Annotated in this window: 1 protein-coding gene and 1 pseudogene; both read right to left on the minus strand. The window is 68.1% G+C overall.

From position 1 onward, the window contains the following. Window positions 1–494: MarR family winged helix-turn-helix transcriptional regulator (locus AC1D12_RS34560; protein ID WP_477845562.1), on the minus strand; the 494-nt coding region annotated here is incomplete at its 3' end. Between the two features lie 73 nt (window positions 495–567). Continuing rightward, a pseudogene (locus AC1D12_RS34565) lies at window positions 568–756 on the minus strand (chromate efflux transporter); the annotation flags it as partial.

Genomic DNA, 756 nt, shown 5'->3' on the forward strand with positions numbered 1-756 from the left:
ACCTGGTAGCCCGGCGTCACATCGACCGCTGGCGGATCGGGGCGCACCTCATGCACGCCTGCGAGCGCCTCGCTGTAGAGCCGCAGGCCGTTGAGAACGGTGCGGTGCTGGCCGTGCTTCAGGCGGCCCAAGGCGGCCGCGACCTGGGCGCGCGCGTGGGCGTGGATCGCCGACACGCGCCGTCGACCCGGCGGGGTCAGCGAGAGCAGCTTGATCCGGCTGTCGTGGTCGGCAGCTGCCTCGCACACATCGCCCGAGTCCACGAGCTTGCGCAGCATCCGACTGACGCTGGATTTTTCCAGGCGCAGGCGCACGCCCAGGTCCCGGGCGCTGATGTCGCCAGCGTCGATTTCGATCAGGGCGTGGACGGCGGACGGCGACAGGTCCGCACCCGCGAATCGGCCGCCCATGAAACCCCAGTCGCGCRCCATGGAGCGCGAGGCTGCCCGGATCTCCTCGACCAGTGGATGTTCTGGATTCGCAAAACCGTCCATATGGTTGCACGATACAACCATATGGGTGGATCATGCAACCGGACGCTGGAGGAAATCGACCGGCGTCAGCGGATCACGAGGCAGCGGCCAAGCTCAGCGCCAGGCCACACAAGCCCGAAACCAGGACGACGGGGATGACGCCGACCTTGAAGCGAATCAGCGCGATGGCCGCGGCGATGCCGATGACCGCTGCCGGCCACTCGAAGCGCCCCGACAGGCCCGCCGGCCACAGCACGTGAGAGGCGAAGAAGACCGCCAGGTT

This window comes from Rhizobacter sp. P1_G5 (assembly GCF_056405435.1).